The 14,428-nt window shown below is 58.0% G+C and carries 12 protein-coding genes and 1 other RNA gene; all 13 read right to left on the reverse strand.

The window, feature by feature from the left end:
* Positions 1-116 precede the first annotated feature (116 nt).
* The 13 genes from mraY to EO133_RS17580 all read right to left on the reverse strand — a co-directional run bounded on the left by mraY (position 117) and on the right by EO133_RS17580 (position 14,383).
* Positions 117-1,202, reverse strand: coding sequence for a phospho-N-acetylmuramoyl-pentapeptide-transferase (gene mraY / locus EO133_RS17520; RefSeq protein WP_127073949.1), 1,086 nt, complete (start codon positions 1,200-1,202; stop codon positions 117-119).
* 20 nt (positions 1,203-1,222) lie between these two features.
* On the reverse strand, positions 1,223-2,614 hold the full coding sequence (locus EO133_RS17525; protein ID WP_127073950.1) for a UDP-N-acetylmuramoyl-tripeptide--D-alanyl-D-alanine ligase: 1,392 nt from the start codon (positions 2,612-2,614) through the stop codon (positions 1,223-1,225).
* A 16-nt stretch (positions 2,615-2,630) separates the two neighbouring features.
* Complete coding sequence (locus EO133_RS17530; RefSeq protein ID WP_127074041.1) at positions 2,631-4,067, reverse strand: UDP-N-acetylmuramoyl-L-alanyl-D-glutamate--2,6-diaminopimelate ligase; 1,437 nt, start codon at positions 4,065-4,067, stop codon at positions 2,631-2,633.
* A gap of 16 nt (positions 4,068-4,083) precedes the next feature.
* A complete protein-coding gene (locus tag EO133_RS17535; RefSeq protein ID WP_244640693.1) occupies positions 4,084-5,793 on the reverse strand; it encodes a peptidoglycan D,D-transpeptidase FtsI family protein in 1,710 nt (569 codons plus the stop codon).
* Entirely contained in the window at positions 5,790-6,179 is a 390-nt protein-coding gene (ftsL, locus tag EO133_RS17540; RefSeq protein WP_127073951.1) for a cell division protein FtsL, read from the reverse strand. Before ftsL ends, EO133_RS17535 begins: the two co-directional genes overlap by 4 nt.
* On the reverse strand, positions 6,176-7,207 hold the full coding sequence (gene rsmH, locus EO133_RS17545; RefSeq protein ID WP_244640691.1) for a 16S rRNA (cytosine(1402)-N(4))-methyltransferase RsmH: 1,032 nt from the start codon (positions 7,205-7,207) through the stop codon (positions 6,176-6,178). Before rsmH ends, ftsL begins: the two co-directional genes overlap by 4 nt.
* A gap of 116 nt (positions 7,208-7,323) precedes the next feature.
* An RNA gene (gene rnpB, locus EO133_RS17550) (RNase P RNA component class A) lies at positions 7,324-7,705 on the reverse strand.
* A gap of 52 nt (positions 7,706-7,757) precedes the next feature.
* Positions 7,758-8,483, reverse strand: coding sequence for a TerB family tellurite resistance protein (locus EO133_RS17555; RefSeq protein WP_127073952.1), 726 nt, complete (start codon positions 8,481-8,483; stop codon positions 7,758-7,760).
* A gap of 190 nt (positions 8,484-8,673) precedes the next feature.
* Positions 8,674-9,450 carry a hypothetical protein gene (locus EO133_RS17560; protein ID WP_127073953.1) on the reverse strand — a complete coding sequence of 259 codons (777 nt, stop codon included), beginning with the start codon at positions 9,448-9,450 and terminating at the stop codon, positions 8,674-8,676.
* 101 nt (positions 9,451-9,551) lie between these two features.
* On the reverse strand, positions 9,552-10,451 hold the full coding sequence (gene metF, locus EO133_RS17565; RefSeq protein WP_127073954.1) for a methylenetetrahydrofolate reductase [NAD(P)H]: 900 nt from the start codon (positions 10,449-10,451) through the stop codon (positions 9,552-9,554).
* Positions 10,452-10,471: 20 nt separating this feature from the next.
* Entirely contained in the window at positions 10,472-11,428 is a 957-nt protein-coding gene (locus EO133_RS17570; RefSeq protein WP_244640689.1) for an ArsR/SmtB family transcription factor, read from the reverse strand.
* Positions 11,429-11,597: 169 nt separating this feature from the next.
* Positions 11,598-12,722, reverse strand: a complete 1,125-nt coding sequence (locus tag EO133_RS17575; protein WP_164735080.1) for a DUF2336 domain-containing protein — start codon at positions 12,720-12,722, stop codon at positions 11,598-11,600.
* A 179-nt stretch (positions 12,723-12,901) separates the two neighbouring features.
* On the reverse strand, positions 12,902-14,383 hold the full coding sequence (locus EO133_RS17580) for a catalase (protein WP_127073957.1): 1,482 nt from the start codon (positions 14,381-14,383) through the stop codon (positions 12,902-12,904).
* Positions 14,384-14,428: the final 45 nt, after the last annotated feature.

A 14,428-nucleotide genomic window follows, 5' to 3' on the forward strand; every position in this document is an offset into this window, starting at 1 on the left:
CGCGATATGGGCGGGCCGCGCTCCCAGCGTCGTCGCAAAATGCAAAATTAGCGCCAAAGTGGTTACGAATTCGCAACCATATCGCTCTCAGCGGCAAATTTTTCCGTAGGGCTGTGTCAGCGCAGCTTGAGCGAACTGAGCCCGATAAGCGCCAGCACCATCGCAATGATCCAGAAACGGATCACGATCTGGCTTTCAGTCCACCCCAAATGCTCGAAATGGTGGTGAATAGGCGCCATGCGGAACACCCGCTTTCCCGTAAGGCGGTAGGAGGCGACCTGCACGATCACCGACACGGCTTCAAGAACGAACAACCCGCCAATGATGGCCATGACGATTTCGTGCTTGGTAGCAACCGCGATGGCGCCAAGCGCGCCGCCAAGCGCAAGCGAGCCGGTATCGCCCATGATGATCTGAGCCGGCGGCGCGTTGAACCACAAAAAGCCCAGGCCCGCGCCAATCAGCGCACCGCAGATGATCGAGAGTTCGCCGGTTCCCGGTACGAAATTGAGGAAGAGATAGTCCGAATAGACCTGATTGCCGACGAGGTAAGCGATCAGCCCGAAAGCTGCGGCAGCAATCATCACCGGCACGATGGCCAGCCCATCCAGCCCGTCGGTAAGATTTACCGAATTGCCTGCGCCAACGATGACGAAAGCACCAAAGACAAAGAAGAACAGGCCAAGATCGAGCGCCAGCCCCTTCACGAACGGGAACAGCAGCGAGGTCGCATACGGGTCGCCGGTCTGGCTGGCAATCATGATGCAGGCGACAACGGCGATCACCGCCTCGATCAGGAGACGCTGCTTGCCGCCAAAGCCCTTGTGGCTCTGATGCTTGACCTTGAGATAGTCGTCGTAAAATCCGACGAGTCCGAACCCGGCCGTCACCAGAAGCACTGCCCAGACATAGATATTGGAAAGGTCGGCCCAAAGCAGGATCGCAACGATCGCACCGGAAAGGATCATCAACCCGCCCATGGTGGGTTTACCCTTTTTGGTGATCAGGTGACTTGCAGGCCCGTCCTCACGAATCGGCTGACCCTTGCCCTGCCTTACACGCAGCGCATTGACCATACCGGGCCCGAAGAGGAACACGAAGAACAGCGCTGTGATTATAGCGCCGCCGGTTCTGAACGAAAGATAGCGAAAGACGTTGAGAACGGGATAGACGTCACCAAACTGCTGCAAGAAATAGAGCATGAAATTTTCAACTTCGTCCTTCAGGCACCAAAATGCGTACGAATGCGAGCAACCAATGTCCCGAGCCGGACGCCATTCGATCCTTTGAGCATAACCGAGTCGCCAAAGGCAAGCGCATCGACAATACGATCGGCACCGGCATCGGTCGATGCGAAGCGCTCAATCTGCAGGTGCGGCGGCAAACGTTCGGCGAGCGCCTTCATATTCTCGCCCACCAAAAAAACAAGGTCTGGCGCCACATCAATCACATCTTGCGCCAGTTCGGCATGAAACTGTTGTGATGCTGCACCAAGTTCGCGCATCTCCCCCAGAACGAGCACGCGGCGCTTCGCATCCGTCGAAATCGCTGCAAAAACCTCAAGTGCCGCCCGCATGGAAACAGGGTTGGCGTTGTAACTCTCATCGAGCAGGATCAGCGATTGCTCGCCGGTTCCCAGCCGATATGTTGCGCCACGCCCTTCCGGCGCTTCCTGCTTGGCAAGCGCATAAGCAGCCGCCTCGGGCGCAATACCGAAACCCTGTGCAACCAGAATGGCAGCCGCGCCATTGGCAATCACATGGCGCCCGGTCACAGACAGGTTGATGTTTACGTCCAACCCCTCACTCGCAAGATTTGCGTGCGCGCCGGTGGCATTGCTGACAAATCCGGTGATCCGGGCATCTGCCCGCTCGGCAAAGCCGTACGTCCGCACCTTTATGCCAGCGGTCTGCGCATGGACGATAAGCCGCTCGATCTGATCGTGGTCGCAATTGACGATCGCAAGACCGCCTGGTTGCAGCCCGGCAAATATCTCGGCCTTGGCATCGGCAATCCCATCGATGGAGTCGAAGAACTCGATATGGGCAGGGGCAATGGTGGTGATGACCGCACAATGCGGCCGCACGAGCTTGGACAAGGGCTCTATCTCGCCTGCCGCACTCATGCCGAGTTCAAAAACGCCAAACTCGGTGTCAGCCGGCATACGCGCCAGCATCAACGGCACGCCCCAGTGATTGTTAAAGCTGCGGATGGAAGCGTGCGTCCGCCCGGCACTGGAGAGCACCGTGCGGATGGCTTCCTTGGTTGAGGTCTTGCCGACACTGCCCGTCACCGCAACGATCTGCGCGTTGGAGCGTTGCCGGGCAAATCGGGCAAGCCGGTTCAATCCTTCAAGCGCGTCGGACACAACGATCAGAGGCAGCCCCGAGAGCGTTGCTGCTTGCGCCTCGCTGACAAGCGCTGCGACCGCACCTGCCTCTACCGCCTTGGCGACGAAATCATGGCCGTCGAAATTGTCGCCCTTGATGGCAACGAAAAGGGCACCGGGCGATATGTCCCGCGAGTCTATGGAGATTGAGCCGACCGACTGCGCCGCAATGTTTTCGGCCCGACCGCTGGTCGCCGCGATGACTTCAGCGATCGAATAAAGCATTGCTACTGAAATCCCGTCAGTTTCCTAGAGCTTCGCGTACAACTTCGTGATCCGAGAAATGGTGCTTGGTCTTGCCGATAATCTGATAGTCCTCATGCCCCTTACCAGCAACGAGCACGGTATCGTCCGGCTCCATGATGGCAATTGCATGGTGAATGGCTTCGGCCCGGTCGCCGATCTCGGTGGCGCCTTTGGCAGCGGCCATGACCTGTGCCCGGATTGAGGCTGCATCCTCGGTGCGAGGGTTGTCGTCGGTGACGATCGCCACATCGGCAAGCTCGGAAGCGATAGCGCCCATTTGCGGGCGTTTGCCCGCATCGCGGTCCCCGCCGCAGCCAAAGACAACGATCAGCTTGCCCTTGGTAGAGGGGCGCAAGGTTTCCAATGCAACCCGCAACGCTTCGGGCTTGTGCGAGTAATCGACGAAAACCGCACCATCGCCTTTTTTGCCCGCAAGCTCCAGCCGCCCCTTGGCGCCCTTGAGATGTTCGAGTGCCGCAATGGCCACGGCATTTTCAACGCCGGTTGCCATGGCCAGCCCGGCAGCGACCACGGCATTATCGACCTGGAAACGGCCGACAAGCGGCAAATGGAAATCCAGCGGCTCGCCCACAAGTTTGCCTTTGACCCGCTGGCCGAAACCTTCGACTTCGACACTTTCCACATCGATATGGGCACCACCCGCACCAACGGTGAAAACCGTCGCCCCACGATCGAGCGCAGCAAACATGAAGGCCATGCCTTCCTCGTTTTCCGCATCGATGACCGCTGTTGCGCTGTCGTCTATCAACTCGCGGAACAGGCGCAGCTTGGCATCGCGATAGGCGTCCATATCCGCGTGGTAGTCGAGATGATCCCGACTGAGATTGGTGAACGCCACCGCCTCGAACTTCACCCCGTCGAGGCGGCGCTGATCGATGCCATGACTGGACGCCTCCATTGCAACATAATCGACCCCGTCCGATTTGAGCTGCGCCAGCGTCTTATGCAGGGACAGCGCATCGGGGGTCGTCAACTCGCCCGGAATGTGTTCATCGCCGACCATAAGGCCGAGCGTGCCAAGGCTTGCGCCCTTCAGGCCCGCATAGTCCCAGATCTGGCGCAGGAATGTAACAACCGAAGTCTTGCCATTGGTGCCGGTGACGGCCACGCAATGGGTGGGCTGCGGGCCGCAGGCTTTTGCAGCAGCGCGGGCATAAGCCATGCGAACGTCATCGACCAGGATGACCGGCGCGTCCAGATCAAGCTCCGGCTTTATATCCGTAACAACGGCAACGGCACCGCGCGCAACGGCGTCCTTTGCAAAGGCGTTTCCATGCGCGCGCGTTCCTGGAAGCGCAAAAAACACATCCCCTTCTCCAACCAATCGGCTGTCGGCGCAAAGGCCAGACGCCGAAACATCCGGGCTCACCTTGGCCATGCCATCAAGTAAAGTGGCAACAGAAAAAGGCATGGTCATTCAAATGTCCTTATTGGCGCAATTCAATTGGAATAAGTTGGGCGTCGATCTCTGGGTCGTTATTTGGCTGGATGCCTAGCATAGGAGCGGCGCGCGCAACAATACGCCCCGACACTTCACCGGCATTCCAACCGGCGGTCCGGCCTGACTGCGCATTCTCCGCCTTGGGTTCATCGACGAGAATGAACATGGCATAGCGTGGCGCATCGAGCGGGAATGCCGAAGCAAAGAATGCCGTCACATTCTGGGTCGAATAGCGTCCATCCACGACCTTTTCGGCCGTACCGGTCTTGCCGCCCCAACGATAGCCATTGGCAATGCGATTGCCACGACTCCCCGAACCTTCAAGGGCGTTGAGCCGCATCAGATAGCGGATCTGATCGCTGGTGCGCTGAGAAACCACCTGCGATGCACCGACCATTGCCTCTTCCCGCGAACGCTCGAACAGCGTCGGGTCCATCAGATAGCCCCCATTGACCAAGGCTGCGGTCGCGGTGAGCATCTGCATTGGGGTGACACTCAGTCCATGGCCAAAGGAGATGGTCGCGGCTGCGACTTCCGAAAGGTTGTTCGGAATTGTTGAAGTGGTCACTTCCGGCAATTCGATCGACGGTCCACCTTCAAATCCCATGCGCGTGATGAAAGCCCGGAAATTATCCTTGCCCATCGCCTGCATCATTTTGATGGTGCCGATATTGGACGAGTATTTATAGACTTCCGCAACGCTCAGGATGCGGTATTTCCCGTGAAAGTCGCTGATGGAGTAGCGCCCGAACCGCGCGTTGAAGCGCGCATCGACGGAATCGGTGAGCCGCAATGCCCCGCTATCCAGAACAGCCGCAAATGTCATGGTCTTGAAGGTCGAGCCAGGCTCGAACTTCGCCGCAGTCAAGCGGTTAAAGCGCCCTTCCTCAAGCATCGTTGCAGGCACATTGGGATCGAAATCGGGCAGCGATGCCATCGCAACGATTTCACCGGTATGGACGTCCATAATTGCGCCTGCTGCCGCAACTGCCTGATACCGTTCCATAGCGTCCAAAAGTTCGTCATGCAGCACATGCTGGACGCGCAGATCCAGCGCCAGATTGACCGGCGTCAGGGCGTTACCGCGCGCAAGGCCAAGCGATTGCAGCAGCGCAACATTGTCATCATCGAGATGCTTTTCGACGCCCGCGATGCCAACATTGTCGATATTGACCGCGCCCATAACATGGGCCGCAACGGTGCCACCGGGATAGAACCGCTTGCTTTCCGTTACGAAATCCAGCCCTGGTATGCCCAGCCGCATGATACGCTCTTCCTGAGCTGGAGTAAGCTCGCGCGCCACCCAGACAAACCCGCGATCACCCGAAAGCCGTTGGCGCAACCAGGAACGGTTCAGATGCGGTAGTACCGTCAGAAGCGCATCGGTCGCTTCATCCACATCGAGAATACGTCGCGGTTCGGCAAACAGTGAAGGCACGCGGATATCGACGGCCATTTCAATGCCGTTGCGATCCAGAATTGCCGGACGCGAGGCCATGATTGCATCGCGCGTCTGCCCTTCGATAGTCGTATCGAGTTCGATATTGCCCAACCAGACAAGCCGCCCAGCCATGATGGCGAAAACAACGAATACAAAGAACATCGCCCAGCGAATGCGCGCGCTTGTAAGGTTGCCCCGGCTCTTGCGGGCGCCATCAAGCGAAATCGTGACATCGTTGCTGGCTATCGCACTCACAACAACCCCTCCAGCAGGGCGCCGATCGGATCCTCGCCCTCTTCAATCGATTGGAACAAGGCGTCCAGCGCGTCGGTATCGAGACGCATCTGCGGACGCATGGGAATAGCATCGATCGAACCGAACTGGCTGGCTTTGGCCATCTGCAGGTTCAGTTCTTCGCTATGACGTTTGATGATCGGCTGAATCTGCGTTGGTTGATTGAGATAGGCCCAGTCGGCACGCAAGATCGAGAGATCGGCCTGCTGCTTTGCGATTGCATTTTCGATGGAGCGGATTTCGGCTGCGGTCAGTTCGGCCATATGCTTTTGCGCATAAACGCCAACAAGGGCAAACATGGACACGACCGCGAGAAGCACGTTGATCTTGTGGAGCAGACTGTTCATGCCGCACCTCGCCTGAAGCCGGGCACACCAAGCCCTTCACGGGAAACTTCACGCGCAGGCGCCAGGGTCCGGATACCTGAACGCAACGTAGCCGAACGCGCCCGCGGATTGCGCGCCAGTTCGGCACTGCCCGCCTTGACCGGCTTGCGCACCGGCGCCCAGCACGACTCCACCGCCTCAACCTGCGGCAAGTGCCGCGACTGAGGCGCTGAGGTTTTACTGATATCGAAAAAGCGTTTGACGATGCGATCTTCGAGCGAATGGAAAGTCACGACCGCCAACCGCCCGCCTTCGGTCAGAAGGCGTTCGGCGGCGAAAAGGCCGCCGACAAGCTCGTCGAACTCGCGATTGACCGCAATCCGGAGCGCCTGAAAGGTTTTGGTCGCCGGATGAGTGGCGCCGGGCTTTCGCCCGATGGTCTTTTCGATAAGCCGCGCCAGCGCCAGCGTATCGGTGATCGGGGTATCGGCGCGCGCGGCGACAATGGCCCTGGCGATGCGCCGGGACGCGCGTTCCTCGCCATAAGCGAAAATCAGATTGGCGAGTTCGGCTTCATCCAGTTCGTTGACGAGATCAGCGGCGCTGGTCCCTTCCCGGCCCATGCGCATATCGAGCGGCCCCGCGCGCATAAAGGAAAAGCCGCGCTCACCCTGGTCCAGTTGCATGGAACTGACCCCGATATCGAGCACCACGCCAGCAACCGGCTTGTCGGCTACAAGGCTGTCGAGTTCGGCAAAACGGCCTGCAATGAAGGTGAACCTGTCTCCGAATTCAGAAGCGAGCTTTTCGGCAAAGGGAAGAACGGTCGGGTCGCGGTCGATCCCGATGACAATCGCGCCGCGATCGAGCATGGCACGTGAATAGCCACCGGCGCCGAATGTGCCATCGACAATGCAGGCGCCATCGAGCGGCCCAAGCGCTTCAAGCACCTCCGGCAGCAATACAGATTCATGGGAATTATCAGGGCCTGAACCGGCCACGTTATTATTGCCCATAGGGTCTGTGACTCGCGCCTCGCGCTCCTTCATTCGACCTCTGAAAAAGGCCACGCATAAAGAACTTTACGTGGATCAAATCCACTTTGACGCAGATTGCATGGCAGGCTTTAAGAATTTGTTTCCCAAACCCGGTTTTGTGGAAAAGCGTCACCAGTTGACCTGTAAGCCGGGTTCTGTAGGGCCTGCCCTTCCGGGCAAACGTGGCGGCCATTCATCTAGAAGAACTGTTGCCAGTCCTTTCGTGCAACCAACCCGGATGACAAGCAGCGAAAACGCCGCCGGAGCCGGAGCCCCCATCATCCCTATTCGGTTTTGCTCCCGGTGGGGTTTACCGTGCCGTCCCTGTTGCCAGGTCCGCGGTGCGCTCTTACCGCACCCTTTCACCCTTACCATGTCATAACATGGCGGTTTGCTTTCTGTGGCACTTTCCCTGGGGTCGCCCCCGCCGGGCGTTACCCGGCACCGTGTTTTCGTGGAGCCCGGACTTTCCTCTCCGCGTAAACGCGCAGCGGCCGCCCGGTCAACTGGTGACGACGCTGATGTATGGTGGCTGGCGCCATCCCGTCAAGCCTGTTGGCGCCTACTCGGCCAACAGCACCTGACGCTGCCCCCGCACGGCCTGGATTTCCTGATAGGCGGTGTTGATGGCAGCCATCTTGGCTGTCGCCAGACCCATCAGTTCGGTCGGCACGCCCTTGGCAATCATCCTGTCAGGGTGATGCTCGGCAACAAGCTGGCGATAGGTCCGCTTGAGTTCGTCATCGCTGGCCCCAGGCACAAGTCCCAACACCGCATAAGGATCGCGCTGCCCGCTCGGCATAAGCACGTGCTGGCTGGCAATCTGCTCGAACCGGACTTCATCGAACCCGAATATGTCGCTTATCGCTTTCAGATACGCAATCTCGTCCTCATGCACGAGGCCATCTGCCGTCGCAATCTCAAACAGGGCGTCCAGCACATGTTCAAGCGTCGCCGGGCTATCGATGAACAGCTTGCGAACCTTGCGCGCATAGGCATCGAAACCCGCGACATCCTGCTGTGCCAGTGCAAAAAATTGATCAACGTGTCTGTCCTCGCCCTCGGCAATATCGACGAGCCTGTGAAATGTCTTGATTTCACGAATGCTGACGACGCCATCGGCGACTGCCATCTTGGCTGAAAGCGCAATAATGGACATGGTGAAGGCCGCATCGCGCCCACCGGGCATCCAGTTGTCTGGATCGAAAATATTGGCGATCCCGCCAGCCAACCCGGTTCCTTCGGAAAAAGAACCCAGAAAGGCGGCGATACGCTGCCAGATAGACATCTCGCGTTTCCGAATAATCAAGGCCTTAAGACGACACGCCAAGGCCCGAAAGAACCGATCAAGCTGAAGCGCAAACGGAGGGCACCTGCCCAAGTCTGAGCAGGAGCAACACGACGATGACATGATTCTGCTCCCTCGATCTGCGGCTTTCCCTGCTGACTCCTACTGGATTGCGGGGAATTTTAATGGCCTACCAACGATAATCGTAATCATCATAGACGAAGCCATAGCGATTGCCTACCGGCGCTGATGGTATAGGTGCTACCCGCCCGGCGGGACCCACCTGATCGGCATGAACCCAGATGACCTGCCCGTTATTACCCACAATCGCAACCAGTTCACCGCCTCCGCCTGCCGGACGAACCGGCTCCCCTGGCATCGGCGCCAGCGCTTCTCGCTCCTCGCGGGACATGAACCCGTTACTGCTGACCGAAATGCCACTTGCCGGGCGCGCAGCACTGGCAGTCACTGCATTTTGATCGATAGCCTGCTCCTGCCGGGGCAAGGTTAACCCTTCCGGGCGCGGGATCGGGCGCGGCGGCTCCACAACGGCCACTGTCTGCTCAGCTTCGGTCGACGAGACGGTTGCAGAGGACGTAGTATTTTCCGTCGCACGGGCAACCGCAGGTTCGTCAGAACCGAGCGGCCGGCCATTGACCGTCACAATCGGGCCGGTCCTGACCGCTTCGCGCGGCTCTTCAGGCACAACCGGGAAGCCCGCACTATCGACAACGCGATTTGGGGCTGTGGCGGTACGCTCGGCTTCTTCTACCACTTCTTCGGCAATTACCACTTCTTCGGCAATGTCCTCGTCGGCAACAATGCTCTCGGTTTCGACAACATCGATACTATGCGCCTCATCGCTTCCGATGCGCGAGATGGCATCGCGCTGAAACCAGCCGCTACCAAAAGCTACGATCAAGGCGAGGATCATCGCGCCCGACACAGAGGGTTTGTTCAACATCATCAACCGTCCTGTTTGCCCCGCATGACACACAAATGTACCCACGATCATGGCAGCAGTTTGGTGAACGCGCGATGAACCATTCCTTACCGACCAGTTAACGCCTATGGGCGGATGCCCAAAAGCCGGGCCAGAGCCAGTACCAGATTGGAACGGTTCAGCGTGTAGAAATGGAACTCCGTTACCCCTGAATCGAGTAACTCGGTAGCCTGTTCAGCGGCAACTGCCGCCGCAACAAGTGCGTGCGTTTCGGGATCGTCCTCAAGCCCATCGAAGCGCTCGGCCAGCCAGCGAGGAATCGATGCACCGCACCGGCCTGCAAAACCCGCGATCTGTTTGAAGCTGTGAATCGGTTGGATGCCGGGAACGATAGGCGCCTCGATGCCCGCCTTGCGGGCCCGCTCGACAAAGCGCCAATAATCGCCGTTCTCAAAGAACATCTGCGTGATCGCGCGGTTGGCGCCGGCGTCGATCTTGCGCTTGAGATTGTCGATTTCTGCGTCCCAATCGACGCTTTGCGGATGCTTTTCCGGATAAGCGGCAACCGAAATATCGAAATCACCGATCTTACGGATGCCCGCCACCAGATCGGCAGCGTTCTTGTAGCCGTCGGGATGCGGGGTAAAGGGCTGACCAACCCCTTCGGGCGGATCGCCACGCAAGGCAACGATCCGATTGACGCCAGCTTCTGCATATCCACGCACCACCTCATCGACTTCATCGCGCGTCGCACCGACGCAGGTAAGATGCGCCGCAGCGGGAACGCCGGACTCGGCGGTGATCCGCGATACCATGCGCAAGGTACGCTCGCGCGTTGAACCGCCTGCCCCGTAAGTAACCGAAACAAAACGCGGTTTGAGCGGCGCGAGTTTATTGAGGCTCTCCCAGAACCGCGCTTCCATCATATCCGTTTTTGGCGGAAAGAACTCGAAGCTAACCTCAAGATCAGGGCGGTTGACTTCCGGTTGGCGGCTGAGGCGCGTGGCGCCATTATTCGGGGTCACGGGTTAGAAATCCTTATCGATTATTGCGTTCGGCCAACGGGCGACAACTGCCAGAGACAAACCGTCAGCCCTTCGCTGTCCTGGGGTGGAAATTTGTCGACTTTTACGACTTTGAGCCCCGCTGCCTGCGCCCAGCTTTCCATCTGGTCATCTGAAAGCCCAAGGCGTCTATGCGCTTGCTCTTCGCGCAAAAACTCGAATTTGTGCGGCGCGAAATCTACGATCACAAGAGTGCCATTGCGCTTGATGCAGGCGCCGATGGCGCCAAGGGCCGCCCCAGGGTCATCGAAATAATGCAGCACCTGATGCACGACCACCGCATCGGCAAAGTCCGAGTAATCCTCAAGCTCGGCAATATCGCCCAACCGCACCTGAGCGTGAGCGATCCCGGCAGCATCGAGCTTGGCGCGGGCAATCGAAAGCATCTCACGGCTGGAGTCGATGCCCATGCCCTGCCGATAGTGATCGGCAAGCAATTCCAGCATACGACCTGTGCCCGTTCCGATGTCGAGCAGGGTTTCGACATCGCTTCCTTCAAAGCACTGTAAAATGCCCTGTTCCACTGCCGCTTCCGGCGCATGTAGTGAGCGCAACCGATCCCAGCTTTCCGCAATCTTGCCAAAATAGGCTGCAGCCTTTTCCCTTTGCGCCATGCGCAGCCTGGTGAGCTTGGAACGATCGCGCGCGACATCCTGCGTCGAACCGTCAAGCTCGTCCTTGAGCCAGCCTGCAAGCGATCCGGCGACGCCGTTTTCGGTGAGACGGTAATAGGCCCAGGCGCCCTCGGCATGGCGCGTTACAAGTCCGGCATCGGCCAGAAGTTTGAGATGCCGCGATATCCGCGGCTGGCTTTGCCCGAGGATTTCGGTAAAATCCTTGACACTGAGTTCGCCTTCGGCCAGCAAGGCCAAAAGACGCAACCGTGTCTCTTCACCGGCAGCCTTGAGTAGCGCAACGATTGTATCAGCGTTTGCCAAATCCCGCCCCTGGCAGCACGACACCAAATTAAATGACATAAAGATATGTTTATATCTTTTTCGTCAAGTGCGCAGGCTGGCTTTTTTACGCTGTAGCAGGGTTTTCAAAAAGCAAACGGACCGGTCAGGCGACCGATCCGTCTTGTCTCCTTGTGTCGTTTAGCTGCCCTCAGGCAACGGCCTCTTCGACTGCATGACCTCTGCGACGAAAGGAATGGGAGCGCCAAAGCTCGAAGATGCCAGAGGCCTCTTCCTCGCTCAGCGCTTCGTAGCGGGACCGTACATTGGCGATATCGAGCGTGCTTGGCATATCGCGCCACGGCAGCACACCGACAATCGATTCAAAAAGATCGGGAGCAAGATCGATGGCTCTGGCTGCTACCGTTACGGCCACATAATCCTGCATGGCCAGCCATTTGACAAAAATTTCAGGCCGCACTTCAAGCAGCATCGTAAGTCCTGCCGCAGTGTGGTGCCCATATCCAAATCGGGTGAACCGATGCAGAGCCTTGAGATCGAACTGGCGACGATCCGAAAGGGCCTTGACCTGATTCCAGGCCAGCTTCCACTCCTGGGCCGAAAAACCAGCACGATTCTTGATGCGATTGTAAACGACCGCCTGAACCCGATTGACCGTATTGGCATCGCCGATGTGCTCGATAAGGCCGAGCGTTTCAAGAGCCTTGACCCCGATCGCGCTGACCCGGCCACGCATTTCCGACCAGTCGATATGTTCCCGGCCACGCAAGTCCTCGGCCAGGGAAGCGTTCTCGGTCGCAAGCACGGCAATCTTTTCAATCGCGCGATTGCTGATATCGGCGCCCATATTGCGCAAAAGGCGCGTGATCGAGGGTTCCTGCCCGTAGGTTACGATGGCATCGCCCACACGATCCGCCAATCGCTTGCGGCCCGCGATAGCAACGCGATGCGCTTCGGACTGCTGTTCGACGATTTCGATTAAGTCGTCGTCGGACAGCACGTTGGAGAACTCGAGCAGCGGCGCGGCAACTTCTATGACGTCATGGGCCAGCTTGACGATGGCCGAGCCCGGTGCCCGCTCAAGCGGCGCAAGCAGCTTGGCAACATGAGCGCGCGCTTCAATCTCGACAATATCGGCCAATTGGCACAGCACTTCATCGTACTGAGCAACCTGCTCGTCGTCGCAGCGATCCGAAACATAGGAGAACAGTTGAGCAAGGTTGCGGATCAGGTGATCGCGTTCCTGCGCATCCGCTTCACCGTTAAGCACCCTGAAATTGGCAAATGCCTTAATATTTTCAGCGGCTTCGTTCATCATTGCTCTCCCGGGCCAAACGCCATTCCTGCGCAACTTCGCAGAAGGGTCTAGATATCGTTTGAAGGACTTCCCGGGCCTTTAATTAAAATGCGACCTATCGGCATGCTTGTGGAAAAAAGCAAACCCGGCGCCGCAAAACGCCGGGTTCAAATTTCTTATGCCAAATGGCTAGATTGTTATTCCGCGGCCGAAACCGACGCAGGTTTTTGCTGCTTTCCCGTGGCAATCGCTGCGCGAACGCCAGCGCCATATTCAGCATGAACCTGGTCGAACAGCTTGCACTGGCGCTCGATGATTTCGGCCGGCACGCCATCCATTGCAGCGGCAATATTAGCGAACAGGCGTTTTTTCTGCCCCTCGTCGAAGAGATTAAACAGCGCGCGCGGCTGCCCGAAATCGTCATTGCCATCGCGGTGATTGTAGCGATCGACATCGCCCGAGACCTTGAGCGGCGGTTCCTGAACAGATTTGTCTTCAACCGGACCGTCAAAACTGTTGGGTTCGTAATAAGCATCGGGATTGCCCGTCTTGATGCCGCCGTAAAAGTTCATTTGCCCATCGCGGTGATAGTGATGAACCGGGCACCTGGGCGCGTTGACCGGCAAAGTCTCGTAATGCGTGCCCAGACGATAGCGATGCGCATCGGCATAAGAAAACACGCGCGCCTGCAGCATTTTGTCGGGCGAGTGCCCGATGCCAGGAACGATGTTGGAGGGCGAAAACGCGACCTGCTCGATTTCCGAGAAATAGTTTTCAGGATTGCGGTTAAGCTCAAGCACGCCAATCTCGATCGGCGGATAGTCCCCATGCGGCCACACCTTGGTAAGATCGAACGGGTTGTAGCTTGTCTTTTCGGCATCGGCTTCCGGCATGATCTGGACCTGAACTGTCCATTTGGGATAATCGCCGCGCTCAATCGCGCCAAAAAGCTCTTCCTGATAGCTTTCGCGCGTCTGCCCAATCACCTTTTCCGCTTCCGCGTTGGTGTAGAACTTGTGGCCCTGCTGGGTCTTGAAGTGGAACTTCACCCAGAACCGCTCGCCATTGTCGTTCCAGAACGAATAGGTGTGCGAGCCATAGCCATTCATGAACATTGGAGCGACCGGCAGACCGCGATCGCTCATCAGGATTGTGACCTGATGCAGGCTTTCGGGTGAAAGAGACCAGAAATCCCACATGGCGGTCGCCGAGCGCAGATTGGTCTTGGGGTGCCGCTTCTGGGTATGGATGAAATCGGGAAATTTCAGCGGATCGCGCACGAAAAAGACCGGCGTGTTGTTGCCGACAAGATCCCAATTGCCTTCCTCAGTATAGAACTTGATCGCAAAGCCGCGCACGTCACGTTCCGCATCCGCGGCGCCCAACTCACCCGCAACGGTTGAAAAACGCAAAATCAGCGGGGTCTCCGCGCCCGGCCGCAGTGCCTTTGCACGGGTATAGCTTGTGATGTCGCCGGTGATCTTGAGCGTACCGAATGCTCCCCATCCCTTTGCGTGGACGACACGCTCAGGGATACGCTCGCGATTCTGATGGGCCAGCTTTTCGACAAGCTGGTAATCCTGCATCAAGACAGGACCACGCGGCCCGGCAGTAATCGAATTCTGATTGTCGGGAACAGCCGCGCCGGCGCTCGTGGTCATGGTCGGTTTGTCGGACATGAGGCCTCGTCTTTATAAGCATTCTAAACTTTGGCCCTACCCCTA

Source organism: Pelagibacterium lentulum (assembly GCF_003992625.1).
In the GTDB taxonomy this organism is placed as follows: domain Bacteria; phylum Pseudomonadota; class Alphaproteobacteria; order Rhizobiales; family Devosiaceae; genus Pelagibacterium; species Pelagibacterium lentulum.

What these genes read in the sequence shown, in the direction of transcription:
- mraY (WP_127073949.1), bottom strand. Translation starts at nt 1,202, where the DNA reads ATGCTCTATTTCTTGCAGCAGTTTGGTGACGTCTATCCCGTTCTCAAC.
- EO133_RS17525 (WP_127073950.1), bottom strand. Translation starts at nt 2,614, where the DNA reads ATGCTTTATTCGATCGCTGAAGTCATCGCGGCGACCAGCGGTCGGGCC.
- EO133_RS17530 (WP_127074041.1), bottom strand. Translation starts at nt 4,067, where the DNA reads ATGCCTTTTTCTGTTGCCACTTTACTTGATGGCATGGCCAAGGTGAGC.
- ftsL (WP_127073951.1), bottom strand. Translation starts at nt 6,179, where the DNA reads ATGAACAGTCTGCTCCACAAGATCAACGTGCTTCTCGCGGTCGTGTCC.
- rsmH (WP_244640691.1), bottom strand. Translation starts at nt 7,207, where the DNA reads ATGAAGGAGCGCGAGGCGCGAGTCACAGACCCTATGGGCAATAATAAC.
- EO133_RS17555 (WP_127073952.1), bottom strand. Translation starts at nt 8,483, where the DNA reads ATGTCTATCTGGCAGCGTATCGCCGCCTTTCTGGGTTCTTTTTCCGAA.
- EO133_RS17560 (WP_127073953.1), bottom strand. Translation starts at nt 9,450, where the DNA reads ATGATGTTGAACAAACCCTCTGTGTCGGGCGCGATGATCCTCGCCTTG.
- EO133_RS17575 (WP_164735080.1), bottom strand. Translation starts at nt 12,722, where the DNA reads ATGAACGAAGCCGCTGAAAATATTAAGGCATTTGCCAATTTCAGGGTG.
- EO133_RS17580 (WP_127073957.1), bottom strand. Translation starts at nt 14,383, where the DNA reads ATGTCCGACAAACCGACCATGACCACGAGCGCCGGCGCGGCTGTTCCC.